This window comes from Lysobacter sp. yr284, assembly GCF_900107375.1.
GTDB lineage: Bacteria > Pseudomonadota > Gammaproteobacteria > Xanthomonadales > Xanthomonadaceae > Lysobacter.
Genome location: NZ_FNPT01000001.1, coordinates 557,459 through 584,332 on the forward strand (window position 1 = coordinate 557,459; position 26,874 = coordinate 584,332).

Sequence of the window (26,874 nt, forward strand, 5' to 3'; positions counted from 1 at the left end):
CCCCGACCGCGGGGCGCGCGGGGATTGTCGCAATGTGGGGGGGGATGGGGGAACCCGTTGACATTGCTGGGGAAAGGGGAGTGAAAGCGGCGGGCGCTGGCGGCAGCGGCCGGTTCGCCGGCGCGACGCGGGCGCGGCGGGCTGCCGGCGCGCACCGATTGCGCCCTTCCCCGCTTTTCCCGCACCCAGATAAGAATCGCTCTCATCCAATCGAGTACAATGGCCGCCCCGCTCGACACCTCACCGCGCAATGTCCTCCGCCTTTGGCACCGAGACGGTGCTGGACGTCCGTCACTGGACCGACGACTACTTCAGCTTCACCACCACCCGCGACGACGGTTTCCGCTTCGAAAACGGCCAGTTCGTGATGATCGGCCTGCAGGTGGCGAACGAGAACGGCGTGGTCAAGCCGTTGCTGCGCGCGTATTCGATCGCCAGCGCCAACTGGGAGGAGCAGCTCGAGTTCTTCAGCATCAAGGTGCCCAACGGCCCGCTGACCTCGCGGCTGAAGTCGATCCAGCCCGGCGACAGCGTGCTGGTCGGGCGCAAGCCGACCGGCACCTTGCTGATCCACGACCTGCATCCGGGCCGCAACCTGTACCTGCTCGGCACCGGCACCGGCTTCGCGCCGTGGCTGTCGGTGATCAAGGACCCGGAAACCTACGAGCGCTTCGAGAACGTCGTGCTCTGCCACGGCGTGCGCAGCGCGCAGGACCTGGCCTACCGCGACTACATCGTCAACGAACTGCCGCAGCACGAGTTCCTCGGCGAGCAGATCGCGGCCAAGCTCAAGTACTACCCGGCGGTGACCCGCCAGGACTTCGCCTTCGCCGGCCGCGACCAGCGCGGCCGCCTGACCCAGATGATGGACAGCGGCCGGATGATGGAGCAGCTTGGCCTGGCGCCGCTGGACGCCGAACACGACCGCGCGATGATCTGCGGCAGCCCGCAGATGCTCGCCGACTTCCGCGAGATCCTCGACCGCCGCGGCTTCGTCGCCGCGCCGCGCATCGGCACGCCGGGGCAGTATGTGTTCGAGCGCGCATTCGTCGAGAAGTGAACGCGTGCGCCGGCTGACGGCGCTCGCCGGCCTGGCGCTCGCGCTGGCCGGCGCGGGCGCGTTCGCGCAGCCGCCCGTGCCCGCCGCGGCGCCCGCGACGGCGCCGCCGGCCCGTTCCGCGTCCGCCGCGCCTGCGCTGGGCGACGCCGCGCCGGAGTTCCTCGGGCTCGACCGCCGCGGCCGCCCGGTCAAGGTCAGCGACTATCGCGGCAAGCCGGTGGTGATCAGCTTCTGGGCCGGCTGGTGCGCGCCGTGCCGGCGCGAGTTGCCGATGCTCTCGACCCTGCAGCGCTCGGTCGGACGCGAGCATCTGCAGGTGATCGCGGTCAACCTCAACGAGCCCCAGCGCGACTACGACGCGTTCCTGCGCCTCAACCCGGGCCTGGACCTGGACTTCATCCGCGACCCGGGCAGCGCCGCGCGCTACTACGGCGTGCGCACCGTGCCGAACCTGTTCGTGGTCGACCGCGACGGCAAGCTGGTGCAGATACACCGCGGCTACTCGCCGGAAAAGATCGAGCAGTTCGTGCGCGAACTGGCGCCGCTGCTGCCGCCGCACGCCGCGCGCAAGCCCGGCGAATGAAGCGCCGGCGCGGCGGCCTCGCCCGCCGCGCACCGCTCACCCCGCCCGCCGCTCGCGCCGCAACGCCGCGCGATAGCGCCGGCTGCACGGCACCTGGCTGCCGTCGCGCATGGTGATGCGGGCGTCGCCGCTCTCCAGCGGTTCGATTTCGCCGATGCAATCCAGGTTCACGATGTAGCTGCGGTGCACGCGCGCGAAGCGCCCCGGATCGAGCTGGCCCTCGATCGCCGCCATCGTGCTGCGCAGCGGATAGTCGCGGCCGCGCACGCGCAGGTTGACGTAGTTGGACGAAGCCTGCAGCCATTCCACTTCGTTGGCCGCGACCAGGAACTCCTTGCCGAGCTTGCGCACCAGGAAGCGCTCCGGGCGCTCGGGCTGGGCCGGCTCAGGCAGATCGTCGGGCGGCGCCAGCACGCTGGCTTCGCCCTGCAGGCGCCGCAGCAGCAGCCGGTAGCCTTCGATCCACAGCACCATGTAGCCGTAGGAACGCGCGTCCTTGAGGTATTCGTAGACCAGGTTGATGCCCCAGCCGCCCAGTTCGTAGCGTTCGCCGACGCTGGCGTAGACCGCCTGCCGGATCGCGACCATGCCGACCACGTGCAGGACCGACCAGACCACGCTGGCGAGCAGGTGCAGGGCCAGCGTCCGCCGCCAGCCGTCGAGTTGCAGCGGCACCTCGCGGGTGAACCAGACCAGCGCCGGCACCAGCGCCAGCGCGGTCGCGCAACTGCTGGTCTCCCACACCAGCGGCGCCCAGTCGGGGATGTCCAGGCCGTAGCGGTGGATGTCGATGATCGAGGTCAGGGTGCCGGCGGCGGCGTTGAGCGCGAACAGCGCGACCCAGAAAGCGATCTCGACCGGCCGGCGCCAGGGTCGGTAACGGTCCCAGGCGCCGCGCGCGGGTTCGGCGGCGGCGGCGGGCGGGACGGCGGCGAGGGCCGCGGAAGCTTCGACGTTCATGCCGCGCATTCTCGCCCGCGAGCGGGCCGGGACGGCAACCGGTCGTCCCCGCGGGCCGCGTCCCGTCCCCGCCGCGCCCCGTCCGGTCACCCCGCGGCGCCGCGCAAGTGGTTGAACCGGCAAGGTTCGCCCCTCCTCCCAGCGCGGACCGACCATGCAACGCCGCTACGACATCGACGCACTGCGCGCCCTCGCCTTCTGCCTGCTGATCCTCTACCACTGCGCCATGCTCTACGTCGCCGACTGGGGCTGGCACCTCAAAAGCGCGCACCTGTCCGAGGGCCTGCAGTGGCCGATGCTGCTGGTCAACCGCTGGCGCATGGACCTGATCTTCCTGATCTCCGGCCTGTCGGTGCACTTCCTGCTGCGCGGCACCGGCGCGGGCCGGTTCCTGGCGCAGCGCAGCTGGCGCCTGCTGCTGCCGCTGACCTTCGGCTGCCTGTTCGTGGTGCCGATCCAGCCGTACGCCCAGGGCGTCGCCAACGGCCTGGTCGAACCCGGCTTCGGCGCCTTCCTGCTGCGCTACTACCAGTTCAGGCCGTGGCCGCAAGGCGCGTTCGACGGCTGGCAGTACGGCTTCACCTGGAACCACCTGTGGTACCTGGCCTACCTGTGGGTCTACACCGTGGCCCTGACCGCCCTGCTGCCGCTGCTGCGCAGCCGCGCCGGCTCGCGCCTGCAGGCCGCGCTGGCCTCGTTGCGCGGCTGGACGCTGCTGGCCTTGCCGGCGTTGCCGTTGGCGCTGTTCTCGATCCTGCTGCAGCCGCATTTCCAGGACACCGGCGACCTGATCCACGACTGGCATCGCCACGCGATCTATTTCACCGTGTTCCTCTACGGCTACTGGCTCGGCAACGACGCCGGCCTGTGGTCCGAACTGACCCGGCTGCGCCGGCGCACGCTGGCCTTGGCGCCGCTGCTGTTCGCAGCCTACCTCGCACTGATCACGCTGCTGCCGGAAGACGTGCCCGATGGCGTGCAGTACCTGATCTGGACCTTGCGCAGCGTCTACATCTGGACCGCGCTGTGCGCGATCCTGGGTTGGTCGCACCAGTTGTTGAACCGGCCGCTGCGCTGGCTGCCGTGGGCGACCGAGGCGGTCTATCCCTGGTACGTGCTGCACCAGAGCCTGATCGTGCTGATCGCCTACTGGATCCTGCCGCTGAAGTTCGGCCCGGTCGCGGAACCGGCGATCGTGCTGACCGGCACCGTGGCGGGCTGCTTCGTACTGCACGAGATCGTCCGGCGGGTGCCGCTGTTGCGGCCGTGCTTCGGCTTGAAGGCGCGCAGGCAGCGCGTGCCGGCGGGCCTGGGCGCGGCTTCGGCGCCGGCGCCGAAGCCGGCTTGAGGTGCGCAACCTTTCATGATGCGTCGCAACCGCCGGGCGTCGCGCGTGGCCGCCGTCATGCCCGCGAACGCGGGCACCCTGGGCTTCATCGAGACATGACGCTGAAGTCTCTGGATCCCCGCGTTCGCGGGGATGACGGCTTGGAGCAGGCGCCAATTCCGGTGGCGTCAGGCCGCCAGCGCTTTCTCGACGTCGGCGGCGATCGACTCGGGCTTGTCGGTCGGCGCGTAGCGCTTGAGCACGTGGCCGTCGCGGCCGACCAGGAACTTGGAGAAGTTCCACTTGATCGCGTCGATGCCGAGGAAGCCGCCCTTCTCGTCCTTGAGCCACTTCCACAGCGGATGCGCCTTGTCGCCGTTGACGTCGATCTTGGCGTACATCGGGAAGCTCACGTCGTAGGTCAGCGCGCAGAACTCCTTGATCTCGGCCTCGTCGCCCGGCTCCTGGTGGCCGAACTGGTCGCAGGGGAAGCCGAGCACGTCGAAGCCGCGGCTCTGGTAGTCGCGCTGCAGTTTTTCCAGGCCGGTGTACTGCGGGGTGAAGCCGCACTTGGAGGCGACGTTGACGATCAGCAGCACCTTGCCGCGGTAACGGTCGAGCGACTGGTCGCGGCCGTCGATGTCGACGGCGGAGAAATCGTAGGCGGTGGTCATGGCGGCGCTCGCGGTCGCTGGGGAGATGGCGGAACGATAGCGCGTCGGCGCGGGCTCTGCCCGGCGCGCGGCGCGGACGGCCACTGCGGTCACGGTTCGTTTCGGTGACCGCGGTCGGGTCCCGAGGGGCCAGTGCCGTGCTTTTGTGGGAGGGCCTTCAGGCCCGATGCTCTTGTCGCAGGTCGCGGCGATCTGGCACAAGAGCGTCGGGCCTGAAGGCCCTCCTACAAGAGCAGCCCCGTGCCCAAAAAAAACGGCCCGCCGAAGCGGGCCGTTCGCTGCGATCGCTCGCGAAGTTCGGGGCGCGATCAGAACTGCGCCTTGAACTCCACGCCGACGATGCGCGGGTCGTTGACGAAACCGACCAGGTTGTTGAAGTCGATGCCGCCGACCGCGCGCACATCGTCGAGGATGTTGCGCCCGTACACGGCCACGTCGTAGCGGCCGTTGTCCCACATGTAGCCCACGCGCAGGCCGCCTTCGGTCAGCGACTTGCCGCGGAACTCGCGCGACTCGTACAGGAAGAAGTTCACTTCGCTGCGGTAGGCCCAGTCGGTGAACACGTAGAACTCGTTGCCGTTGGCCAGCGGCACGCTGTAGCGCGCGGTCAGGTTGTAGACCCACTTGGGCGCCTGCGGCAGCGGGTTGCCGTCGATCGCCGCCAGGGTCTGGCCGTTGCGCACCACCAGCGGATCGGTGACGGTGCAGCCGCCGCCGCACGGGGCGACGAACAAGTTGGCGTCCTTGATCTCGGTGTCGTTGTAGCTGGCGCCGAAGGTCACCATCAGGTTGTCGGTGACATAGGCGTCCAGGTCGACCTCCACGCCCTGGCCGACGGTCTTGTCGGCGTTGAGCAGGATGGTCTGGTTCAGCGCGCCGCCGACTGCGTTGATCTGCTGGTTGTCGACGTTGTAGCGGAACAGCGCCACGCCCAGGCGCGCGCGCTTGTCGAACAGGTCGGCCTTGATGCCGGCCTCGTACGAAATCACCTTCTCCGCATCGGCCACCGAAGGCTGCGGCGGGGTCTGGAACAGCAGGCGGCCCTGGATGCTGGGCGCGCGGAAGCCCTTGGCGACGCGGGCGTACAGGTTCACCTCGTCGGTGGCCTGGAACACGCCGCTGATATCCCAGCTGACGTCGTCGACGTCGGTCTTGACCTTGAACGGGCCCGACACCGGCGCGCCGAACGGCGCGCTCTGCAGCACGCTGGCAGCGAAGTCCTTCTTGTCCTGGGTGTAGCGCAGGCCGCCGCGCAGCTTGAAGCGGTCGGTGACCGCGTACTCGACCGAGCCGAACGCGGCCCAGGCCTTGTTGCGCTGCTTCTGCTGGGCGTGGCCGGCCTGGATGCCGCCGGCCAGGGTGTCGTAGTTGAGGCTGTCGACGGTGATGTCTTCGTCGAAGTAGAACAGGCCGGCCTGCCAGTTGAACGGGCCGCTGTAGTTGGATTCCAGGCGGAATTCCTGGGTCCACTGGCGGTGGTCGGGCAGGCCGTCGGCCGACTCGGCGGTGAACGGAATGCCGGCCGGGGTGCTGCCGCCCGGCAGGAACGCCGCGCCGACGCCGCCGTCGATGTCGCCGCGGCTCAGCGATTCGGCCGACTCGTAGCCGGTGATCGAGTACAGGGTCAGTTCGTTCGACAGGTCCCAGCTCAGCTTGGCGCTGGCGCCGTGGGTCTTGAGGTTCTGGAAGTTGCGCCCGTCGATGCCGACCTTGTCGACGTCGAAGCCGTCGAACAGGTCGTTGGTGCCTTTCTTGAACAGCATCGCGCGGAACAGGCGCGCGGTGCCGTTGAGGCGGCGCGCGTGCACGTTGAACAGCGCGTGGAAGGTGTCGCTGCCGTCGTACTGCAGCTGCAGGCGCAGCGCGGATTCGTCGTAGCCTTCCAGCTTGCGGTTGGGCGCGCCGGGGTGGGTGTTGTCGACCCAGTCGTCGCGGCGCTGGTACATGGCCGAGGCGCGGCCGGACCAGTTCTGACCCAGCGGGCCGCTGATCGCGCCTTCGAAGTTGGTGGTGCCGTAGGTGCCGTAGGAAATCTGGCCGTAGCCGGTCAGGTCGCGGGTCGGCTTGGCCGATTCGAACTTGACCACGCCGGCCGGGGTGTTGCGGCCGAACAGCGTGCCCTGCGGGCCGCGCAGCAGTTCGACGTTCTCCAGGTCGAACACCGGGAAGCCCTTGAGCAGCGGGTTCTCGAGCACGATGTCGTCGTACACCAGCGACACCGGCTGCGATGCGTTCAAGTCGAAGTCGGTGTTGCCCAGGCCGCGGATGTAGAAGCGCGGGAAGGCGCGGCCGAACGAGGATTCGATGTTGAGGCTGGGCAGCCGGCCGGACAGGAAGCGGATGTCGCCGCCGCCGGAGCCGAGCACGTGCAGCTTCTCGCGGTCGACGGTGGTCAGCGCGACCGGGACGTCCTTGGCGCGCTCGACCTTGCGCTGGGCGGTCACCATCAGCGCGTCGAGGGTCTTGGCCTCGCCTTCGGCCGGCGCCGCGGCGGGCGCGGCGTCCTGGGCGACGGCGACGCAGGAAGCGAAAGTCAGGCCGACGGCGAGCGCGAGCTTGTGGCTGCGCAGGGTACGGCGGCGGAGAGCACCAAGGTGCTTGGGCATGGACGGGTTTCTCGGTGGACGGCGCGTGGGGCGCCAGTGCTTGGGAAACCGCCGCGACGTCGCTCCCTGGCTACGGGGGATGGGACGCGAGCGCTGGACGGCGAAGGTCGATCGGACCGCCCCTTGGCGGTCGTGACGCGGATCGGCCCGCGCCGTGGTCGGCTCATTGGCCGGCGGATGTTACCAAATCATTAAAGAGCCTGTGCTCGAACCGGCGATGCGGCGAAAAAGCCAGCCGGGTCATAGGTTTGCCGGGACGAGGAGCGACGGCGAAAAATCAAGACGGGTTCCGGCGTTCGCCGCAATGACGGGGTCGAGGCGACGGGCCTGGGGATCAGCCGGAACGACGAGGTTGGAATGTGACGGGCCCCAGGCATCCGCCGGGATCGCGGGGCTCGCAGAAGCGCAGCGCAGCAGACTCGCCGTCCTGCTCCCCTTGCCGTAGTTCCGGCGAACGCCGCAATCCCTTTCGATCTCGCTTGCCCCCTGCCCGGCCGCGCGTCTGCCCGGCCGGCTCTGCGCCGCAGCCCGGACCGGGCCGCGGCGGAGCAACCGAAGCGACGGGCACGCCCCGCGCCCGCAGCGCTTACTTCGCCGCGGTCACCTTCGCCGCCGGCGCGAACGGCTTCACCCCCAGCTCGGCGTAGACCTCGCTCGGGAAGTACGCGGTCTGCCCCTGCAGCACCAGCGCGATCTTGCGGATGTCGCCGATGTCGCGGGTCGGATCGCCGTCGACCAGGATCAGGTCCGAGCGCTTGCCCGCGCTGACCGAGCCGCGGTCGCCGTCGACCCGCGCGACCTTGGCCGCGTCGCGCGTGGCCACCTGCAGCGCCTGCGCCGGGGTCAGGCCGGCGCGCACGTACAGCGCCAGCTCGTGCTGCAGGGTGAAGCCGGGAACTTCGTCGGTGCCGGCCAGCAGCGGCACGCCGGCCTTGTAGGCGCGGCCGACGAACTCGACCAGCTTGTCGTAGGACTTGTTGTAGCGCTGCCAGGTGGCGTCGTCGGGGATGTTCATCTCGGCCGCGCGGCGGCCGCGCTGCACGTCCGGCGGCAGGTGGGTGTCGACGGCGGTGAAGATCGGCGACAGCTCGCCCTCGCGCTGGTGCAGGAACTCGAACGTGGCCAGGGTCGGGTCGATCGCGATCTTCTTCGTCGCCAGGGTCTGGATGAAGTCCTGCACCGGCTTGGAATCCAGGTCCAGGTCGGCGGTCTTTTCGGCGACGAGGTAGAAGCGCTGCAGCGTGCGCGTGTCGGTCTTGTCGTCGACGAAGAAGTTCAGCATCAACTGGTTGATGTGCTGGATCTCGTCGAAGCCCTGGTCGACCACGTCCTGCGCGCGCAGGAACGCCGGCACGTGGCCGCTCACCCGCATGCCCTTGCCGTGGGCGTAGGCGACGGTGTCGCGCAGCACCGCCTTGGGGAAGGAATTGTAGATCTTGATCTGCGGGTAGCCGTGTTCGGAATACCAGTCCACCGCCTTCTTGGCTTCGTCGAGGTTCTTGATCACGAAGCCGTTGCGCGCGGAGTAGTCGCTCTCACCCTCGATGAAGCCGGCCGGGACCACGTTCGGCGACATCAGCGTGCCGCCCTGGATCTCGCCGATCATCTGCTGCAAGGTCGCATTGTCGTTGCCCATGTCGCGCACCGTGGTCACGCCGGCGGCGATGTTGAGCCCGCCGTCCCAGCGCGAGACGTGGCCGTGCATGTCGAACAGGCCCGGCAGCAGGGTCTTGCCCTTGCCGTCGACGATGCGCGCGGCCTGCACGTCCTTGCCGGCCTTGCCGACCGAGACGATCTTGCCGTCGCGCACCAGCACGTCGGTCGGCGCGCCCAGCGCCGCCTTCTCGCTGTCGAACACGCGCACGTCGCGGATCAGGGTGGCGCCGGCGAAATCGTGGCCGAGCTTCTTGCGCAGGTCGACCAGCAACTCGCCCTCGGCGGCCTTCTGCCGGGTTTCCAGGTCGCTGGCGTTGGCCTGCCAACCGTCCTGGATCAACTGCAGGAAGCCCGGATAGATCAGCGCGAACACCTGCGGCTGCGCTTCGACCGTGGCCCAGACGAAGTTCGGGGTGAAGCCCTGGCCGGTCAGCGCCAACAGCTGCACGGTCTGGCGCTTGCCGTCGCGCACGACGCTGGCCTCGCCGAGCTTGCGCGAGCTCAGGCTGCCGCCCGGCAGCAGCGGCAAGCGGCCGTCGCTGCGCTTGGCCAGCGCGCCCAGCGCCACCGACAGGCCGGCCGGGGCGCCGCCCAGCGGCGAATACAGCGCGGTGCCGGACACCGGCATCTCGCCCTGGTCGGACTTGGTCTTCCAGCGCACGCGGTCGCCGTCGCGCTGGAAGCTTTCCTCGACCTTGGCGCCGAAGGTCGAGGTGCCGGTCACCGCGTAAGTGCGGTAAGTGCCGTCTTCGGCCAGGGTGTAGGTCTCTTTCAGCTCGGGGCCGCGGCCGTTGTCCTTGAACACGAACTCGACCGTGGTGGTGCCGTCGTCGGCGCGGGTCACCACCTGCTGGCCGGCCTGCTTGCCGCCGTCGACCAGGGCCAGGTAGCGCGTGGTCTGCGCCGCCAGCGCGGTGACGCTGAGGCTCATCAACAGGCCCAGGGCCAGGCCGCGCGCGGCGAGGGAGGTCGGACGGGGATTACGCGGGCGCACAAGGGTCATCGGCACGGACTCGGCTGAGTGTTGCGGTGGAAGATCGGGGAAGCAAACGGGAAAACCGGGACGGACCGGCGCAGGCGCTCAGTCGTCCTGGCTGTGGGTGATCATCAGCACATAACCGTCCGGATCGCGCGAGCGGAACTCGCCGCGCGGACGGTAGAACGGATAGCCCATCGGGCCGGCTTCGAAGCCGGCGGCGAGCACGCGTTCGCGCATGCCGTCGACATCGTCGCAATAGACGTAGAACAGCACCGCCTGGACGCCGTCGTCGACCGGCCCGTCGGCGCGCACCAGCATCATCTGCGCGCCGGCGGGGCTTTGCATCCAGGCCCAGATCAACTCGTCGCCGTACTGCGGGACGCGGTGGACGTTGCCGATGGCGAAGCCGAGCAGTTCGTAGAACGCGATCGAGCGCGCCACGCTGGCGACGTGGATCATCGGCACGAACGCCTGCGCGGCCGGCGCGCTCGCGCCGCCTTGCGATGACTGGTTCATTCCACTGCTCCCGGCGTGAAGTGCCCGGAGTGTAAACCGCGCCGGTTGGCGCCGGCCCGGGCGGTTGGTCATGCGCGATCTGCCGGTTCGCGCACGCCCCGGGCCGCCGCGGCGTCGGCCCATGCCTTTCGTCATGGGCTGCCCCCGGGCCCATGGGGTAGGCTTCGGGGTTCCCTTTGACGAGGTTGAAGACATGAAGCACCCGCTCGCCGCAGCGCTGGCCGTGGCCCTGTTCGCCACCCTTCCCAGCCTGGCCCACAATGCCCAGGCCCAGGCCAAGACCGGAAACGCCGTGACCCAGACCGCCCCCAACGCCCAGCCGAGCGCCAACCCGTTCTTCCAAGCCAGCCCGTTGCCGCTGCACTACCCGCAGTTCGACAAGATCAAGGACGCCGACTTCGCGCCGGCCTTCGATCGCGGCATGGCCGACCAGCTCAAGGAAATGGCGGCGATCGCCGACAACCCGGAGCCGGCTAGCTTCGACAACACCATCCTGGCGATGGAGCGCTCGGGCCAGATTCTGAACCGGACGATCTACACCTTCTTCAATCTCGTCGGCACCGACACCAATCCGGCCCGCGAGAAGCTGCAGCAGGCCTACGCGCCCAAGCTGGCCGTGCACAGCGACGCGATCCACCTCAACGCCAAGCTGTTCGCACGGCTCAAGGACCTGTACGGCAAGCGCGAATCGCTTGGGCTGGACGCCGAAGGCGTACGCCTGATCGAGCGCTACTACTCCACCTTCGTCCGCGCCGGCGCCAACCTGGACGAGACGCAGAAGACCAGGCTCAAGGCGATCAACGCCGAACTGGCCGAGCTCGACGCCAAGTTCAGCCAGAACGTGCTGGCCGAGGTCAAGGATTCGGCGATCGTCGTCGATACCAAGGAAGAGCTGGCCGGCCTGTCCGAGGAGCGCATCGCCGCCGCCGCCGAAGCGGCCAAGGCGCGCAAGCTCGATGGCAAGTACCTGCTGACCCTGCTCAACACCACCGGCCAGCCGCCGGAGACCGACCTGACCAACCGCGCCCTGCGCGAGAAGCTGCACAAGGCCTCGGTGATCCGCGGCAGCCGCGGCAACCAGTACGACAACACCGCCATCGTCTCCAAGGTGGTGGCCCTGCGCGCCGAACGCGCCAAGATGATGGGCTACCCGAACTACGCGGCCTACGTGCTGGAAGACGAGACCGCCAAGTCGCCCGAGGCGGTCAACAAGATGCTCGGCCAGCTCGCCCCGGCCGCGGTCGCCAACGCCAAGCGCGAAGCCGCCGACCTGCAGGCGATGATCGACAAGGAACAGGCCGCCAAGGGCGAGAAGAGCTTCCAGCTCGAGCCGTGGGACTGGGCGTTCTACGCCGAGAAGGTGCGCAAGGAAAAGTTCGCCTTCGACGAAGCCGAGCTCAAGCCCTACTTCGAGATGAAGAACGTGCTCGAGAACGGCGTGTTCTACGCCGCCGGCCAGCTCTACGGCCTGAAGTTCAAGCAGCGCACCGACCTGCCGCTGTACCACCCCGACACCAGCGTCTACGACGTGTTCGACGCCAACGGCAAGCAGCTGGCGATCTTCATCGCCGACATGTACGCGCGCGATTCCAAGCGCGGCGGCGCGTGGATGAACTCCTACGTGGAGCAGTCCGAGCTGTTCGGCACCCTGCCGATCGTGGCCAACCACCTCAACATCCCCAAGCCGCCGGCCGGCAAGCCGACCCTGCTGACCTGGGACGAAGTCACCACCATGTTCCATGAGTTCGGCCATGCCCTGCACGGCATGTTCTCGGACGTGAAGTACCCCTACTTCTCCGGCACCAACGTGCCGCGCGACTTCGTCGAGTTTCCCTCGCAGGTCAACGAGATGTGGGCCGACTGGCCGTCGGTGCTGGCCAACTACGCCAAGCACTACCAGAACGGCCAGCCGATGCCGAAGGAACTGCTCGACAAGGTGCTGGCGGCGTCGAAGTTCAACCAGGGCTTCACCACCACCGAGTATCTCGGCGCGGCGATGCTGGATCAGAACTACCACCAGATCGGCGACGTGTCGCAGGTGCCGGCGCCGAAGGACGTGATGGCGTTCGAGACCGCTTCGCTGAAGAAGGACGGCATCTACTACCCGCCGGTGCCGCCGCGTTACCGCACCCCGTACTTCAGCCACATCATGGGCGGCTACGCGGCCGGCTACTACGCCTACATCTGGTCGGAAGTGCTCGATGCCAACACCGTGGAATGGATCAAGCAGCACGGCGGCCTGACCCGCGAGAACGGCGACCGCTTCCGCGCCACCCTGCTCTCGCGCGGCGGCAGCAAGGACGCGCTGCAGCTGTTCCGCGACTTCGCCGGCCACGAGCCGCAGATCCAGCCGCTGCTGGAGCGCCGCGGCCTGACCGCGCCGGCGCCGGCCAAGCCGGCCAAGTAATCCCGGCGGCCGCGGTCGCCCCGGGCCGGCTTCGCGCCGGCCCGGCAGACGCCGCCAGACCCGCCGAAACCCGCTGGACCGGCCTTGCGCCGGGCCGGCGCAAGAAGGGCGGCGTACCGTGTCCGGTGCGCCGCCCTTCTTGCGTTGGAGCGCACAAGGACCACATTCAATGCGTTATCACGATCTAAATATTGAGCTTTAATTGACTGTTTTTAGAGAACTTTTGGCGAATAAAGATTTATGTCACATTAGATTCCAATGGACCCCCATTAACCTGATATTGGATATCGACGGCACTGTTTCTACTTAAGAAAACAGCTTGAAGTTCGATCAACAGGGGACATCAGGATGGCCGCCATTTCAGCAGTCCACCCCGGCTCCAGCGTCAACGGCGCCGACCACCGCAACAGCCGCCGGGTCGCCGTGGTCGAGCGCGACCCGAACCTGCGCCAACAGATCCAGCATTCGCTGCTGACCCGCCAGTTCGCCGTGGTCGAGTGCGCCAACGCCACCGCGCTGTACCGCAACCTGCTGAGCGCGCCGTGCGACATCGCGGTGATCGCCAGCGACCTGCCCGACGACAACCCGCGCAACGTCGCCCTGCACCTTCGCCAGCATTCCGACATCGGCATCATCGTGCTCGACGCCGACGCCGGCTACGGCGCGTCCGACGGCTATCACGAGATCGCCGACGCCTGTTTCCGCAAGCCGGTCGACCTGGACGGACTGGCGACGGTGGTGACCGCCATGCACAGCCTGCAACACCACATGCGCGCGCTGCCCGCGCGCGCCGGCAGCGGCCAGGCCGAATGGGAACTGGCCCTGGACGGCTGGACCCTGCGCACGCCCGACGGCGCCAGCATCGACCTCAGCGCGCCCGAACGCAGCGTGCTGCTGCGCCTGGTCAACACCGGCGCCGGCGGCCACCCGGTCTCGCACGACAGCCTGATCGGCTCGCTGACCAACGACGTCTACGACTTCGATCCGCACCGGCTGGAGATGCTGATCTACCGCCTGCGCAAGAAGGTCGCGGTGATGAGCCCGTTGCCGCTGCCGCTGCGCGCAGTGCGCGGAATGGGCTACCTGTGCACGATCGTGCGCGCGAGCAACTGAGCCGCGCCGCCGGGTTGCGGCTTGCGCGATGCGGATAAGCACGACGGCGGCTGCGGCCGCCGTCGCTGTTTCGGCGGGCGGCGCGGTGCTACCGATTTGCGATCCGCGCGCAAACGCAGATCCAGAGACTTCAACGCCCTGCCTCGATGACGTCCTGGATGCCCGCCTTCGCGGGCATGACGGCAGGCGGCGTACGCGGCAACGCTCCCCACCGTCATCCCGCATAGGCGGGGATCCAGAGACTTCAGCGCCGCGCTTCATGCCAACCCCGACCATCCGCGGTCGCGCGCGCGACAGCGGGCGGACCCGGCGGACGCCCCTCGCTCACGCACACCCACCGCGCGACTGCGAACGTGATCACACGTGAGCGAGCGTGAAGCAGCATGAGTGCTTTGTCCGCGCGCGCTGCCTAGCCTGCAATCGCCGATGCGTCGTCCGCGCCAGCGAACCCGGACGACCGCGGCATCGGGGATTCAGGACAATTCGACGACGGCCGCGAGGCGGCCGCGCTGTGCGCCTGGCGCCTGCGATGCCGGTCGGCTTGCGCCGATTCCGACGGAGGCTGCCATGACCCAGCGCCAACTGCGCCACCCGCGTCACGCCCGTCCCTTCCCCCCGACCCCCGAGCGCCGCGCCAGCGCCTTGCTGCGCGCCTCGCTGCTCGCCGGCTGCATCGCCCTGGCCCTGCTCGCGCGCCCGGCCGTCGCGGCCGAACCGAACGATCCGGCCGCAGGCGCGGCGACCGCCCAGGCCGATCCGCCCGCGGCCACCGCCGTCGCCGAGTCCAGCGACAACATCGCGGCCGACGCCGATCCCTTCGCCAGCCCCGCGCCGATGCTGCCGCTGGTGTTCGACGGCATCCCCAACCGCGACACCTGGAGTTCGGCCAGCGCCTTCGACAGCGGCATGGTCTCGCCGATGAGCATCATCGAGCCGCCGCCCGCGCTCAACAACACCCTGCCCGGCCTGGGCAGCTACCTGCAGAACTGGCTGCTCGGCAACGACTACCAGTCCTGCGGCCTGCTCGGCACCGGCTGCCTGACCATCGACCGCGCCAATTTCAACTACTCCTACCTGTCGCTGATCCTCAACCTGATCCAGTTGCCGAACGCGGTCGACCTGGACGGCAACCAGCCCGCCAACCACCTCACCCTGATCGGCGCGGTGCATTCCGACAGCTACATCCAGTTCCAGGACAGCAACTACACCGGCAACAACAACAACGCCTCGTGCGTGGTGATCGGCGTGGCCTGCACCTGGCGCACCAACGCCGCCCAGAACAACCAGGTGTTGATCGGCGACGGCAGCTACGCCAACGGCTCCAACACCATCGTCATGGGCACCAACGCCCGCCACCAGTTGCCCACCATCAGCGCGGCCGCGGCCGGCTTCACCGGCGGCCCGGACACCAACTACGCCGCGCGCCTGGGCAACTCGGTGGTGATCGGCGACAACAGCTTCGGCAACGCCAACCGTCAGACCATCCTCGGCTTCGGCGCGACCTCGACCCATGCCAACAGCGTGGCGCTGGGCGCGGGTTCCTCGACCGCGGTCGGCGCGCAGACCGGCTACGCGGCGTTCGGCCTGGCCGCGCCGCAGACCTCGTCCGGCGAAGTGTCGATCGGCGCGGCCGGCGCGACCCGCAAGCTCAGCAACGTCGCCGCCGGCAGCGTCGGCACCGATGCGGTCAACCTGGCCCAGCTGCAGGGCGCGCTGGCCACCGCCGCGAGCGACCCGTTCGCGGTCAAGTACGACGATGCCGGCGGCTCGCCGAACCTGCAGAGCGTCACCTTGCAGGGCGCCGGCGGCACCACCCTGGCCAACGTCCGCGCAGGCGCGGTCAATGCCGGCAGCACCCAGGCGATCAACGGCGCGCAGGCGTTCGCGATCAGCCAGTCGAACGCGCAGCGGTTCGGCGGCGGCGCCACGGTGGCGCTCGACGGCACGGTGACCACGCCGAACTACCTCATCGCCGGCAACGGCTACAACAACGTCGGCGCCGCGTTGGCCGCGTTGGACGGCAACGCCCAGGCGCTGGACGCGTTCGCGGTGCAGTACGACGACGACGGCGCCGGCAACCCCAACTACGCCGCGATCACCCTGCGCGGACCGGCCGGCACCGGCACGGTGCTGGGCAACCTCGCCGCCGGGCAGATCGCCGCGGGCAGCCTGCAGGCGGTCAACGGCGGGCAGGTCTTCGGCATCGGCACGGCCGCCGCCAACCTGTTCGGCGCCGGCGCGACGTTCAACGCCGGCGGAACCTTCACCGCACCGAACTACGTGATCGGCGGCAACGCCTACGGCAACGTCGGCTCGGCGTTGGCGGCGCTCGACCTCGGGGCGCAGAACGCGGACGCGTTCGCGGTGCAGTACGACGACGACGGCGCCGGCAATCCGAACTACGCCGCGATCACCCTGCGCGGGCCGGCCGGCACCGGCACGACGCTCGGCAACGTCGCCACGGGGCAGATCGCTGCGAACAGTCTGCAAGCGATCAACGGCGGACAGGTCTTCAACCTCGGGACCGGCATCGCCAACATCTTCGGCGGCGGCGCTGCGTTCAACGCCGGCGGTACGTTCACCGCACCGAACTACCTCATCGGCGGCAACACCTATACCAATGTAGGCGCCGCGCTGAGCGCGCTCGACAACGGCCAGAGCGCCGGCAATGCCTTCGCGGTCCAGTACGACGACGACGGCGCCGGCAATCCGGACTACGCCGCGATCACCCTGCGCGGGCCGGCCGGCACCGGCACCGTGGTCGACAACGTCGCCGCCGGGCAGATCGCCGCCAACAGCCTGCAGGCGATCAACGGCGGGCAGGTCTTCAACCTCGGCACCGGCATCGCCAACATCTTCGGCGGCGGCGCCGCGTTCAACGCCGGCGGCACCTTCACCGCGCCGAACTACCTCATCGGCGGCAACACCTACACCAATGTCGGCGCCGCGCTGAGCGCGCTCGACAACGGCCAGAGCGCCGGCAACGCCTTCGCGGTGCAGTACGACGACGACGGCGCCGGCAATCCAAACTACGCCGCGATCACCCTGCGCGGGCCGGCCGGCACCGGCACCGTGGTCGACAACGTCGCTGCCGGGCAGATCGCCGCCGCGAGCCTGCAGGCCGTCAACGGCGGGCAGCTGTTCGACCTCGGCACCGGCGTCGCCGGCCTGTTCGGCGGCGGCGCGGCGTTCAACGCCGGCGGGACCTTCACCGCGCCGAGCTACTCCATCGGCGGCACCGCCTACCACGACGTCGGCGCCGCGCTGAGCGCGCTCGACGGCAACCAGAACGCCAGCAACGCCTTCGCGGTGCAGTACGACGACGACGGCGCCGGCAACCCCGACTACGCCGCGATCACCCTGCGCGGTCCGGCCGGCACCGGCACCGTGCTCGACAACCTCGCCGCCGGGCAGATCGCCGCCGGCAGCCTGCAGGCGATCAACGGCGGGCAGATCCAGACGATGGGCGACTCCATCGCCGCGATCTTCGGCGGCGGCTCGCTGTTCAACGCCGGCAGCTTCGGCGCGCCGAACTACACCGTGCAGGGCGCCGGCTACGGCGACATCGGCGCCGCCTTCGCCGCGGTCGACGCCAGCCTGACCACGATCAACAACCGCATCGACAACCTGCCGCCGGCGACCACGCCCGATCCGCGCGTGGCCATCGACGGCAGCGGCAACGCCTCGGTCGCGGCCGGGTCGCGCGGGGTCGCGGTCGGCGCCAGCGCCAGCGCCGGCGGCAGCCGCGCCACCGCGATCGGCGGCGACAGCTACGCGGCCGGCGCCAACGACACCGCGGTCGGCGGCAATGCGCGGGTCGAAGCCGATGGCAGCACCGCGCTCGGCGCCAACGCCAGCATCGCCGCCGGCGCGACCAACGCCGTCGCGCTCGGCGAAAGCGCCAGCGCCAGCGCGTCCGGCGCGGTCGCGCTGGGCCAGGGCGCGGTCGCCGACCGCGCCAACAGCGTGTCGGTGGGCAATGCCAACCAGCAGCGCCAGATCGTCAACGTCGCCGCCGGCAGCCAGGACAACGACGCAGTCAACGTCGCCCAGCTCAAGGCCTCGCAGACCGGCACGGTGCGCTACGACGGCAATCCCGACGGCAGCGTCAACACCACCCAGGTCACGCTCAACAACGGCGGCGCGGCGGTGGCCGTGCGCAACGTCCGCGCCGGCGTCGCCAACACCGACGCGGTCAACGTGCAGCAGCTCAACGACGGGGTGAACCGCGCGATCAACACCTCCAACCAGTACACCGACAACTGGGGCAACGCTCTGCGCCGCGACATCGGCCAGCTCGACGACAAGGCCAGCGCCGGGGTCGCCTCGGCGATGGCGGTGGCCGGCCTGCCGCAGTCGTACATGCCCGGCAAGAGCATGGCGGCGATCGCCGCCAGCAGCTTCCGCGGCGAGAGCGGCTTCGCCATCGGCATCTCCACCATCAGCGAGGACGGGCGTTACGTGTACAAGCTGTCCGGCAACAGCAACTCCAAGGGCGACGTCGGCGTGACCGTCGGCGCCGGCATCGTGTGGTGAGCGCGACGGCCGCAGGACGCGCGCCGTCGCCGCACCGCTGAACCTCTCACTGGGACCTCCCCCCGGCGACCCGCGAGCGCCCCGCCCGCGGGAAGCCAGGCCGCCCGGAGCGATCCGGGCGGCCTTTTTATCGGCCGCGATCCGGCACCGGCGCCCCCCGGCGCGAGCCGCTTCGCAAGCCGCGCACCCCCGATCCCGTACCATCGCGCCCGAACCCATCGGCCAGCGGGCGCGCATGTTCTACGTGGGACTCTCGGTGCAACCCGGACGCGAGGACGTGGCGGCGGCGTTCGCCGCGCACGCGCCGCAGGCGCGGCTGCGCTGGGGCGCGCTCGACGACGACTGCGCCGGGGCGGTGTTCCTGGAACTGCACCGCAACGCCAGCGAGTTTCCGTTCGCCCTGCACGCGACCAACCTGGCCGGCGGCGACGACTACGAACTGGGGCTGGCGATCGCGCGCACGCTGTCGCTGGCGCTGCGCTGCCGCAGCGTCTGCGACGGCACCCGCCACGGGCCGGGCCGGGCGCCGGGCTGGTGCGTGGTCTGGGACCAGGGCCGGGCTTATCTCGGCGACGACTACAACAGCCTGTTCTACGACGACTCGCCCGAACTCAGCGCCGAACAGCGCGCGCAGCTCGGGCCGGTCAGGCTGCTTCATCGGCTGGATCTCTAGCGCGTCGCCGGGCGCCTGGCCTGGGCCAGGCTTGGATTGGCCGCCGGCCGCACCCATTTCCTGCCCAGCCCACCGCCGCGCCCTGCCTTCGCATGAACGCCCAAGCCCCCGCCACCGACGACGCCGCCCAACGCCTGCGCGACTGGCTGCGCCCGCACCGCCACGTGTTCGTGCTGACCGGCGCCGGGATCAGCACCGGTTCGGGCATTCCGCATTACCGCGACGAGAGCGGCGCATGGCAGCGCAAGCCGCCGATCGATTTTCGCGCCTTCACCGGCGATGCCCGCGCGCGGTCGCGCTACTGGGCGCGCAGCTTCGTCGGCTGGCCCTCGTTCGACCGCGCCCAGCCCAACGCCGGCCACCGCGCGCTGGCGCGCTGGCAGCAGCGCGAGCCCGCGCATGCGCTCGTCACCCAAAACGTCGACGCGCTGCACAGCCGCGCCGGCAGCCTGGACGTGGTCGATCTGCACGGCCGGCTCGACGAAGTGGTCTGCCTGGACTGCGGTACGCGCCGGCCGCGCGCGCAGGTGCAGGACGAACTGGCGCAGCGCAATCCGGACTGGCGCGACCTCGACGCCGCCGTCCTGCCCGACGGCGACGCCGACCTGGAAGGACTGGAGTTCGAACGCTTCCAGATTCCGCCCTGCGCCGCCTGCGGCGGCCTGCTCAAGCCCGACGTGGTGTTCTTCGGTGAGAACGTGCCGCGCGCGCGCGTGGCCGCCGCACAGCAGTCGCTGGCCCAGGCCGACGCGATGCTGGTGGTCGGCTCTTCGCTGATGGTCTATTCCGGCTTCCGCTTCGCCCGCGCCGCGCGCGAGGCCGGGCTGCCGCTGGCGCTGCTCAACCGCGGCGTGACTCGCGCCGACGCCATCGCGACCTTGAAGCTGGAAGCCGATTGCGGCGAAACGCTCGATGCCGCCCTGGCGTAGCCGCGTTCGCTCCTTGTAGGAGCGGCGCGAGCCGCGACCGCGACAACACGACTGCGGCGCAAGTTACGGCGTAGTTGGTTTGTCGCGGTCGCGGCTCGCGCCGCGCCTACAGGGGACCGTTTTACTTCGCGACCGGGGCGATCTTGCTGTGTTCCAGGAACAGTTTGCGCGCGGCCACGCCGATGTCGGGGTTGTCGATGAAGAAGCCCTGCACGCCCAGGCCGTACAGCTGCAGCGCCTCGCCCAGCGCGCTCTGGTCGATGCCGTTGGCGGTCTGGGTCAGGAACGGTTCCTCGGCGCGCACGGTGTAGGGATGCACCTGCAGGCCCAGCGCCAGCGCGCGCGCGAGCAGCGGGTGGATCAGGCCGGTGTTGCGCGTGGCCAGCAGCGCGTGGCCGTCGCCGTCGGCGTCGCGCTTGGCCGGCAGCGGCGCGCGCTCGATCAGGCTGGCCTTGTACGGGCCCAGGCCGGAGACGTAGTTCGCCTGCATCCACCGCAGCGCCGCCGGTTCGGTCAGCGCGCCGTAGCGGGCCGCGGCCAGGCCGCCGGGGATGGCCTGGGCGAGGCCGCCGTAGATCCGCGCCAGGTCCGCGCCGGTGCGCTGGTGGTAGACGATGTCGTAGGGCGTGTCGCGCTCGAAGTCGCCGTACAGCTGCACCAGCGGCAGGTCGATCCCGGCCTTGGGCAGGATGCGCTGCTTGAGCTCGATCAGGTTGCCGACCTCGAAGCTCTGGATGTAGACGCGGTGCGGGTCGGTGAAGCCCTCGGCGACCAGCGTGTCGACCAGTTTCTGGCCGAGCGAGATCCTGATCGGGCTGCCGTCCAGGTGCCGGCCCTCGCTGGCGAACCAGGTCGGGTGCTTGGTTTCCGGGTAGATGCCGACGACCCGGCCGTCGCGGCTCTCTTGCTTCGCCAGCGCGATCACTTCCTTCAGCGTCGCGATCGGGAACTGGCCGTCGTAGCGGGTGTTGCCGGGACGCACCTGCGGGATGCGCTCCTTCGCGCGCAGGGTCTTGAGCTCGGCGAGGGTGAAGTCCTCGGTGAACCAGCCGGTCAGGGTCTCGCCGTCGATGGTCTTGGTGGTCTTGCGGTCGGCGAATTCGGGATGCGCGGCGACGTCGGTGGTGCCGGAGATTTCGTTCTCGTGGCGCACCACCAGCTCGCCGTCGCGGGTGGCGACCAGGTCCGGCTCGATGAAGTCGGCGCCCTGGCGGATCGCCAGCCGGTAGGCCTCCAGGGTGTGCTCGGGGCGATAGCCGCTGGCGCCGCGGTGGGCGATCACGATCAGGCCCTGCTGGCCGAGCGCGGCGGAGGTCGGGGGCGAGGCGTGGGGCATGGACGGCTTCCGTTCGGGCGCGGCGGCGCCGGCGGCGGCGGCGAACAACAGCAGCGCGAGCGCGGCCAACGGGCGGCGCGGGACGTTCAAATGCGGCATCGGGGAATCCTAGATCGTACGCAAGCGGGATGCACGGCGACGCGGCCGTGGGCCCAGCGTGCCCGGCGCCGATGACAGCCGTTGCGGCGGCGGCTTGCGACAGCGGCTCGCGGCGGCGGGGCCGCTACGGGGCGCGAGCGCGAGGCCCGCTTGAGGGAACCGCCAGCGCAGCCGGCCGCGCCGCTCGGCCACGCGGCGGGCTCGCCCGGCCCGCCTCACTGCGCCGGCAGGCGCAATTCGAACGCCGATCCCGGCGACGCCGGCGCCCAGCCGGCCGCCAGGCCGAGCCGGATCGCCGCGGCGACCTGCGCCGGCGCGATCGTCGCCACGGGTTCGCCGAGCCAGCGATCCGGCCGCGCCGCGGCCGCGACGACATGCAGGACCTGGCCTTCGCCGGCCCCGGCCTGCTGCACCGCAAAACTCAGCGGCGCGCCCAGGCCCTGCGCGTAGGTCGGCCGCGGCCGCAGCGTCCAGCGGTAGGCCTGCCCGTCGACGACGATGCGGCGGCTGCCCTTGCTTGCGATGGCCATGCGCGGCGCGGCCTCCTGCCGGTACGGGGAAGCGCACAGCCTAGGAGTTGCCGCGGCCGCGGCCAAGCGGTGTCGGCCCCGGGGCCGTCGGCCTGTCGCCCTGGCAGGCGCGTCGCGCTGTCGGGCGAGGCTCCCGCCCTGCTCGCCCGCCCGTCCGCGGGCCTGCGAGCGCGAGCGAAGCCTGATGCACAGGGCGCGGCGAACGTCGCGCGGAGCAGCGGACCGGCCACCGGCCCGCCGCCCCGCGCCGACGCCCCTGCAACCTCAGTGGCTGGCCGTGCCGACCGCGACGATGGTCACCTTGCCGTCGTCCACGGTCATGAAGATCCGATCCGGCTCGCGCTTGCCGCCCGGGTAGATCTCGATCATGTCGTGGCTGCTCTTGACCTTCTGCGCAACGATCGGCGAGCGGGCGAGCAGCCCCAGCCACTGGTTGACCTGGTCGCCGTCGACCGGCTCGGTCATCCCGGCCAGGGTCGAGATGGTCTGCAACACCGCCTGGGCCTGTTCGGGGTCGGCGAGCTTCTGGATCTTCTTGGGGTCGACGTGGTTCTGGTACTCGTACGGCATGCGGGCACTCCTGGCGGCGCAAGGTCGGGGCGGCCGCGTAGCGGCGGCGGACGGAGCCGGCGCCGCCCGGGGCGGACGCCTCAGTTTAGATAACGTCCCGCCTGCCGCGTTGTGAGCTCCGCCCGCACGCTATCGCGCCGGCCGACCATGCGCCGGCGTCCGCCGCCGGCCCGCCCAGCCGCTATGATTCGGCGGTCATTCGTATCGGAGCGCTCGATGAGCCTGGTCGCCAAGATCCTGCGGCACAAGTCGGTGGAACAACTGCAGGCGGAGGCGGGCAAGCGCTCGGACTTCCGCCGCGTGCTCGGGCTCTGGCAGCTCACCGCCATCGGCATCGGCGGCATCATCGGCGTCGGCGTGTTCGTGCTCGCCGGCCACGAGGCCGCCACCAACGCCGGCCCGGCGGTCGCCCTGGCGTTCCTGATCGCCGGCATCGCCAGCGCCGCCGCGGCGCTGTGCTACGCCGAGTTCGCCGGCATGATCCCGGTCACCGGCAGCGCCTACACCTACAGCTACGCCACCCTGGGCGAGCTGGCGGCGTGGCTGATCGGCTGGGACCTGCTGCTGGAGTACGCGTTGATCGTGGCGGTGGTCGCGATCGGCTGGTCCGGCTACGTGCAGGTGCTGTTGGAAGGCGCCGGCATCCACCTGCCGGTGTGGGCGCAGGGCGCCTACGGCACCGGCGAGGGCCGGGTGTTCAACCTCATCGCCGCCGCGGTCACCCTGGCCGTCTCGGCGCTGCTGGTGTTCCGCACCGAATGGGGCGCGCGCTTCAATACCCTGATCGTGGCGATCAAGGTGCTGGCGGTGGTGCTGGTGATCGGCGTGGGCGTGTTCTACATCAACACCGCCAACTGGGTGCCCTTCATTCCCGAGCGCATCGTCGGCGAAGACGGCGTCGGCCACTTCGGCTGGAAGGGCGTGGGCACCGCCGCGGCGGTGGTGTTCTTCGCGGTGTTCGGCTACGACACCCTGACCACCGCGGCCGAGGAATCCAAGAACCCGCAGCGCGACCTGCCGCGCGCGGTGCTGCTGTCGCTGGGCGTGTCGATGGTGCTGTACCTGGCGGTGTCGCTGGTGCTGACCGGCATCGCCCACTACTCCACCCTCGGCGGCGACGCGCCGGTGTCCGACGCCTTCGCCGCGCTGGGCCTGCCGTGGATCGCCAAGGCGATCGCGTTCTCGGCCGTGATCGGCATCGCCAGCGTGCTGTTCGCCTTCATGCTCGGCGCGGCGCGCATCTGGTTCTCGCTGTCGCGCGACGGCCTGCTGCCGGGCTGGTTCGCCAAGATCCATCCCAAGTACGGCACCCCGCACCGCCCGACCGTCGCCCTGGGCGTGTTCACCGCCCTGGTCGCCGGCTTCCTGCCGATCGGCGAGGTCGCCAAGCTGGTCAACATCGGCGTGCTCTCGGCCTTCATCATCATCTGCGCGTCGGTGTGGGTGCTGCGGGTGCGCAAGCCGGACCTGGAGCGCAGCTTCCGCACCCCGCTGGTGCCGCTGATCCCGATCGTCGGCATCGCCTTCTCGATCTGGCTGCTGGCCGAGCTGGCGGCGATCACCTGGCTGATCTTCCTGATCTGGGTGTCGCTGGGGCTGCTGGTGTATTTCTGCTACGGCATCCGCCACAGCAAGCTGGCGCAGGAAACGCAGGGGTAATCGCAACGGCGCCGGCGCATCGAGAGGTTGCGCCGGCGTTCGAGTTGGCGCGGTCGCGGCTCGCGCCGCTCCTACAGGTAGGTCGCGTTGTCGCGATGGCGCCCTGTAGGAGCGGCGCGAGCCGCGACCGCGAATCCGCAACCACGACGCCACCTGCCTTATTCGCGCCGCGCCCCGTCGCGGCGCGCTCGCCCGCTCATCGCGGCGCGACGTACCCCCCGGGCACCCCGTTCGGCGACAGCACCAGCTGCCACAGCTGCGCATGCCGGGTGCGGAAGGTCGCCATCGACGCGGCCAGGTAGAACCGCCACATCCGCCGGAAGCGTTCGTCGTAACGCGCGTCCAGCCGCGCCCAGGCGGCCTCGACGTTGTCGCGCCAGGCCTGCAGGGTCCGGTCGTAGTCGGCGCCGAAGTTATGCCAGTCCTCGATCACGAAGCGGTCTTCGGCGTGTTCGGCGATCTGCCGCGCCGAGGGCAGCATCGAGTTGGGGAAGATGTACTTGGCGATCCACGGGTCGGTGTGGCTCACCGACTTGTTGCCGCCGATGCTGTGCAGCAGGAACAGCCCGCCGTCGTCGCTGGCGGGGTCCAGGCAGCGCCGGGCGACGTCGAAGTAGCCGGCGTAGTTCCTGACCCCGACGTGCTCGAACATGCCCAGCGAGAAGATCCGGTCGAAGCGCTGGTCCAGCTCGCGGTAGTCCTGCAGGCGGATCTCGACCGGCAGCCCGCGGCACAGTTCGCGCGCGAACTCGGCCTGCTCGTGCGAGACGGTGACGCCGACGCCGGCGACGCCGTAGCGCTCGGCGGCGAACTTCAGCGCCTCGCCCCAGCCGCAGCCGATGTCGAGCACGCGCATGCCGGGCTTGAGCCGCAGCTTGCGGCAGACCAGGTCCAGCTTGGCCTCCTGGGCCGCATCCAGGTCGTGCAGCGCGCGGCCGTCGCGGTCGCGCCAGTAACCGCAGCTGTAGACCAGCCGCTGGCCGAGCATCGCGCGGTACAGGTCGTTGCCCAGGTCGTAGTGGCGCTCGCCGACGGTGAAGCTGCGGCGGTGGCTCTGCAGGTTGATCAGGTGCGCGCGCAGGCCGTCGAGGATCGCCGCCCAGCCGTGCACCTGTTCGTCGATGTGCGCGCGCATCAGCCGTTCGAGCAGGCCGTCGAGCGACTGCGCCTGCCAGGCGCCGTCCATGTAGGTCTCGCCCAGGCCGAGCGAGCCCTGCGCGATCACCCGCGAATAGAACGACTCGTCCTCGACCTGCAGGTCCCAGGGCCGGTCGCCGCCGATGCGCACGTCGGCCTGTCGCAACAGTGCTTCGACCCGTTTGTGCAACGACACAAGCGACATGGCGACCTCGTGCTCGGGGCGGGGGACGCCCGGTGGGTGCTCGACCTGCGGGTGCTGCGCCGACGGGATGAGGCGACATCGGCCCGCCCCGCTCGTTCCAGGACGGCGACCCGCCCGGCGCGCGTGCGTCGCACGGCGGATCGACGATAGCAAAGCCGCGCCGGCGCGCGATGCCGATCCTGTCGCCAGCAACGAACGCTGCGTTGCGGCGGTTGTGAGGGGCTCTTCCGGTACGGGGCTTCGCTGAACGGTGCGAGGGCCTTCAGGCCCGACGCTTTCGTTCCAGATCGCTGCTATCGCAGCGGAAGGCGTCGGGCCTCAAGGCCCTCCCGCAGTTCGGCAAAACCTGGGCCTGAAGGCCGTTGCGCACCTCAGGACGGGCTCGGGCCGAAGGCGGTCCTCAGCGGCTCAGACGCCGCCGAGGAACAAGCCGCGATAGGCCGGGGCCAGATGCGGCAGCAGCACCGAAGCCGGCACTTCCACCGTCTGGGTGCCGTCCGAGTACGGGCCGACCTCGTAGGGCGCGAACACGAACTTGAGCGCGCTGAGCTTGCCGTCGGCGCCGCGCACCGGTTCGAACATGGCGAAGTTGGCCGGATCGGCGCCGGTGCCGTCGTCGATCATGCGGCCGCCGGTCTCGATCTGCTCGGCGCGCACCGCCGGGGCCAGGTCGTCGGCGTCGATGCGCTGCGACAGCGCCGAGTGCAGCTGCTCGCGCACGTACTGCGAGACCGCGGCCCAGCCGGCCTTGTCCGGGATCAGTTCCGGCGCGGTCAGCAACTTGTTCTGCCGCGGCAGCCAGACGAAGCGCGCGATCAGCGGCGCGGCGTGGGCGCCGCCGGTGTAGCTGCTGCCGTCGGCGGAGACCGCGACCAGCTCGGGCGTGTCGACCACGTCGTCGAAGGTCAGCGACAGCTCGTACGGCGAGGGATTGTCCTTGGCGGTGCGGCCGTTGGCGGCGTCGATCAGCTCGGCGCGGGCGCCGTCGGCGTAACGCTTGAGCTCGCGCGCCAGGCCCGGGTACTTGGCCGCCTGGGTGGTGTAGGTGATGCCGACCACGTAGCCGGGCGTGGTCTCGACCACTTCCTTGAGCTCGACCGGCGCATCGGCGGCGTCGGCCACCGGCGGCGGCAACGCCGCGGTCGGCGCCGGCGCGGTCGACTGGCTGGTCGCGGGCGTGTCGGCTTCCTTCTTGCAGGCCGCCAGGGCCAGGGCCAACAGGCAGACGGCGGCGGTGACGCGCTTCATGCAGCGATCCTTTTCGGGGCGTCCATGGGAGTTTCGCGCGACATTATCGCCCAAGGCGTGATGCCGGCATC

General features: G+C 70.1%; 19 protein-coding genes. 9 read left to right on the forward strand and 10 right to left on the reverse strand.

Going from position 1 to position 26,874, the window contains the following annotated elements; all coding sequences use genetic code 11:
• Positions 1–250: 250 nt before the first annotated feature.
• Both BLV01_RS02290 and BLV01_RS02295 read left to right on the forward strand, forming a co-directional pair.
• Positions 251–1,060 (forward strand): ferredoxin--NADP reductase, encoded by an 810-nt coding sequence (locus BLV01_RS02290; protein WP_091793655.1) that lies wholly within the window; start codon positions 251–253, stop codon positions 1,058–1,060.
• Positions 1,061–1,064: 4 nt separating this feature from the next.
• Positions 1,065–1,643: a TlpA family protein disulfide reductase gene (locus BLV01_RS02295; RefSeq protein WP_175485741.1), complete on the forward strand. Its 579-nt coding sequence runs from the start codon at positions 1,065–1,067 to the stop codon at positions 1,641–1,643.
• A 36-nt stretch (positions 1,644–1,679) separates the two neighbouring features.
• Here the strand turns inward: BLV01_RS02295 and BLV01_RS02300 are convergent, their stop codons facing one another.
• Complete coding sequence (locus tag BLV01_RS02300; RefSeq protein ID WP_091794617.1) at positions 1,680–2,603, reverse strand: LytTR family DNA-binding domain-containing protein; 924 nt, start codon at positions 2,601–2,603, stop codon at positions 1,680–1,682.
• Positions 2,604–2,757: 154 nt separating this feature from the next.
• Between BLV01_RS02300 and BLV01_RS02305 the strand changes: the two genes are divergently transcribed.
• Complete coding sequence (locus BLV01_RS02305; protein ID WP_091793659.1) at positions 2,758–3,951, forward strand: acyltransferase family protein; 1,194 nt, start codon at positions 2,758–2,760, stop codon at positions 3,949–3,951.
• A gap of 167 nt (positions 3,952–4,118) precedes the next feature.
• Here the strand turns inward: BLV01_RS02305 and BLV01_RS02310 are convergent, their stop codons facing one another.
• The 4 genes from BLV01_RS02310 to BLV01_RS02325 form a co-directional block, all read right to left on the reverse strand.
• Complete coding sequence (locus BLV01_RS02310) at positions 4,119–4,604, reverse strand: glutathione peroxidase (RefSeq protein ID WP_091793661.1); 486 nt, start codon at positions 4,602–4,604, stop codon at positions 4,119–4,121.
• A 308-nt stretch (positions 4,605–4,912) separates the two neighbouring features.
• A complete protein-coding gene (locus BLV01_RS02315) occupies positions 4,913–7,051 on the reverse strand; it encodes a TonB-dependent receptor (RefSeq protein ID WP_254782508.1) in 2,139 nt (712 codons plus the stop codon).
• Between the two features lie 745 nt (positions 7,052–7,796).
• Positions 7,797–9,869 carry an amidohydrolase family protein gene (locus tag BLV01_RS02320; protein ID WP_091793665.1) on the reverse strand — a complete coding sequence of 691 codons (2,073 nt, stop codon included), beginning with the start codon at positions 9,867–9,869 and terminating at the stop codon, positions 7,797–7,799.
• Between the two features lie 78 nt (positions 9,870–9,947).
• Positions 9,948–10,361: a VOC family protein gene (locus BLV01_RS02325; protein ID WP_091793666.1), complete on the reverse strand. Its 414-nt coding sequence runs from the start codon at positions 10,359–10,361 to the stop codon at positions 9,948–9,950.
• A 193-nt stretch (positions 10,362–10,554) separates the two neighbouring features.
• Here BLV01_RS02325 and BLV01_RS02330 point away from each other — a divergent pair, with 193 nt between their 5' ends.
• From BLV01_RS02330 to BLV01_RS02350, 5 genes are all read left to right on the forward strand, one after another.
• On the forward strand, positions 10,555–12,768 hold the full coding sequence (locus tag BLV01_RS02330) for a M3 family metallopeptidase (RefSeq protein ID WP_091793668.1): 2,214 nt from the start codon (positions 10,555–10,557) through the stop codon (positions 12,766–12,768).
• Between the two features lie 348 nt (positions 12,769–13,116).
• A complete protein-coding gene (locus tag BLV01_RS02335; RefSeq protein WP_091793670.1) occupies positions 13,117–13,881 on the forward strand; it encodes a response regulator transcription factor in 765 nt (254 codons plus the stop codon).
• A 567-nt stretch (positions 13,882–14,448) separates the two neighbouring features.
• Positions 14,449–18,417: a YadA family autotransporter adhesin gene (locus BLV01_RS02340; RefSeq protein WP_091793672.1), complete on the forward strand. Its 3,969-nt coding sequence runs from the start codon at positions 14,449–14,451 to the stop codon at positions 18,415–18,417.
• A 235-nt stretch (positions 18,418–18,652) separates the two neighbouring features.
• Complete coding sequence (locus BLV01_RS02345) at positions 18,653–19,090, forward strand: hypothetical protein (RefSeq protein WP_091793674.1); 438 nt, start codon at positions 18,653–18,655, stop codon at positions 19,088–19,090.
• Positions 19,091–19,182: 92 nt separating this feature from the next.
• Positions 19,183–20,019 carry an NAD-dependent protein deacetylase gene (locus BLV01_RS02350; protein ID WP_091793675.1) on the forward strand — a complete coding sequence of 279 codons (837 nt, stop codon included), beginning with the start codon at positions 19,183–19,185 and terminating at the stop codon, positions 20,017–20,019.
• 121 nt (positions 20,020–20,140) lie between these two features.
• On the opposite strand, the gene BLV01_RS02355 is transcribed toward BLV01_RS02350, so the two are convergent.
• The 3 genes from BLV01_RS02355 to BLV01_RS02365 form a co-directional block, all read right to left on the reverse strand.
• The gene (locus BLV01_RS02355; protein WP_091793678.1) at positions 20,141–21,454 is read right to left on the reverse strand and encodes a glycerophosphodiester phosphodiesterase family protein; all 1,314 of its coding nucleotides are present in this window, start codon (positions 21,452–21,454) and stop codon (positions 20,141–20,143) included.
• A gap of 215 nt (positions 21,455–21,669) precedes the next feature.
• Positions 21,670–21,984 (reverse strand): hypothetical protein, encoded by a 315-nt coding sequence (locus BLV01_RS02360; protein WP_091793680.1) that lies wholly within the window; start codon positions 21,982–21,984, stop codon positions 21,670–21,672.
• Positions 21,985–22,248: 264 nt separating this feature from the next.
• On the reverse strand, positions 22,249–22,554 hold the full coding sequence (locus tag BLV01_RS02365) for a hypothetical protein (RefSeq protein WP_091793682.1): 306 nt from the start codon (positions 22,552–22,554) through the stop codon (positions 22,249–22,251).
• 216 nt (positions 22,555–22,770) lie between these two features.
• Here BLV01_RS02365 and BLV01_RS02370 point away from each other — a divergent pair, with 216 nt between their 5' ends.
• Positions 22,771–24,213, forward strand: coding sequence for an amino acid permease (locus tag BLV01_RS02370; RefSeq protein WP_091793684.1), 1,443 nt, complete (start codon positions 22,771–22,773; stop codon positions 24,211–24,213).
• A 196-nt stretch (positions 24,214–24,409) separates the two neighbouring features.
• On the opposite strand, the gene cfa is transcribed toward BLV01_RS02370, so the two are convergent.
• Both cfa and BLV01_RS02380 read right to left on the reverse strand, forming a co-directional pair.
• Entirely contained in the window at positions 24,410–25,555 is a 1,146-nt protein-coding gene (gene cfa / locus BLV01_RS02375) for a cyclopropane fatty acyl phospholipid synthase (protein WP_091793685.1), read from the reverse strand.
• A 408-nt stretch (positions 25,556–25,963) separates the two neighbouring features.
• The gene (locus BLV01_RS02380; RefSeq protein ID WP_091793687.1) at positions 25,964–26,803 is read right to left on the reverse strand and encodes a DUF3298 and DUF4163 domain-containing protein; all 840 of its coding nucleotides are present in this window, start codon (positions 26,801–26,803) and stop codon (positions 25,964–25,966) included.
• Positions 26,804–26,874: the final 71 nt, after the last annotated feature.

Coding starts and splice junctions, on each gene's coding strand:
- BLV01_RS02355 (WP_091793678.1), bottom strand. CDS start 21,454: ATGCCGCATTTGAACGTCCCGCGCCGCCCGTTGGCCGCGCTCGCGCTG.
- cfa (WP_091793685.1), bottom strand. CDS start 25,555: ATGTCGCTTGTGTCGTTGCACAAACGGGTCGAAGCACTGTTGCGACAG.
- BLV01_RS02325 (WP_091793666.1), bottom strand. CDS start 10,361: ATGAACCAGTCATCGCAAGGCGGCGCGAGCGCGCCGGCCGCGCAGGCG.
- BLV01_RS02300 (WP_091794617.1), bottom strand. CDS start 2,603: ATGAACGTCGAAGCTTCCGCGGCCCTCGCCGCCGTCCCGCCCGCCGCC.
- BLV01_RS02330 (WP_091793668.1), top strand. CDS start 10,555: ATGAAGCACCCGCTCGCCGCAGCGCTGGCCGTGGCCCTGTTCGCCACC.
- BLV01_RS02365 (WP_091793682.1), bottom strand. CDS start 22,554: ATGCCGTACGAGTACCAGAACCACGTCGACCCCAAGAAGATCCAGAAG.
- BLV01_RS02345 (WP_091793674.1), top strand. CDS start 18,653: ATGTTCTACGTGGGACTCTCGGTGCAACCCGGACGCGAGGACGTGGCG.
- BLV01_RS02370 (WP_091793684.1), top strand. CDS start 22,771: ATGAGCCTGGTCGCCAAGATCCTGCGGCACAAGTCGGTGGAACAACTG.
- BLV01_RS02310 (WP_091793661.1), bottom strand. CDS start 4,604: ATGACCACCGCCTACGATTTCTCCGCCGTCGACATCGACGGCCGCGAC.
- BLV01_RS02340 (WP_091793672.1), top strand. CDS start 14,449: ATGACCCAGCGCCAACTGCGCCACCCGCGTCACGCCCGTCCCTTCCCC.
- BLV01_RS02360 (WP_091793680.1), bottom strand. CDS start 21,984: ATGGCCATCGCAAGCAAGGGCAGCCGCCGCATCGTCGTCGACGGGCAG.
- BLV01_RS02305 (WP_091793659.1), top strand. CDS start 2,758: ATGCAACGCCGCTACGACATCGACGCACTGCGCGCCCTCGCCTTCTGC.
- BLV01_RS02350 (WP_091793675.1), top strand. CDS start 19,183: ATGAACGCCCAAGCCCCCGCCACCGACGACGCCGCCCAACGCCTGCGC.
- BLV01_RS02320 (WP_091793665.1), bottom strand. CDS start 9,869: ATGACCCTTGTGCGCCCGCGTAATCCCCGTCCGACCTCCCTCGCCGCG.
- BLV01_RS02380 (WP_091793687.1), bottom strand. CDS start 26,803: ATGAAGCGCGTCACCGCCGCCGTCTGCCTGTTGGCCCTGGCCCTGGCG.
- BLV01_RS02335 (WP_091793670.1), top strand. CDS start 13,117: ATGGCCGCCATTTCAGCAGTCCACCCCGGCTCCAGCGTCAACGGCGCC.
- BLV01_RS02315 (WP_254782508.1), bottom strand. CDS start 7,051: ATGGTGACCGCCCAGCGCAAGGTCGAGCGCGCCAAGGACGTCCCGGTC.
- BLV01_RS02290 (WP_091793655.1), top strand. CDS start 251: ATGTCCTCCGCCTTTGGCACCGAGACGGTGCTGGACGTCCGTCACTGG.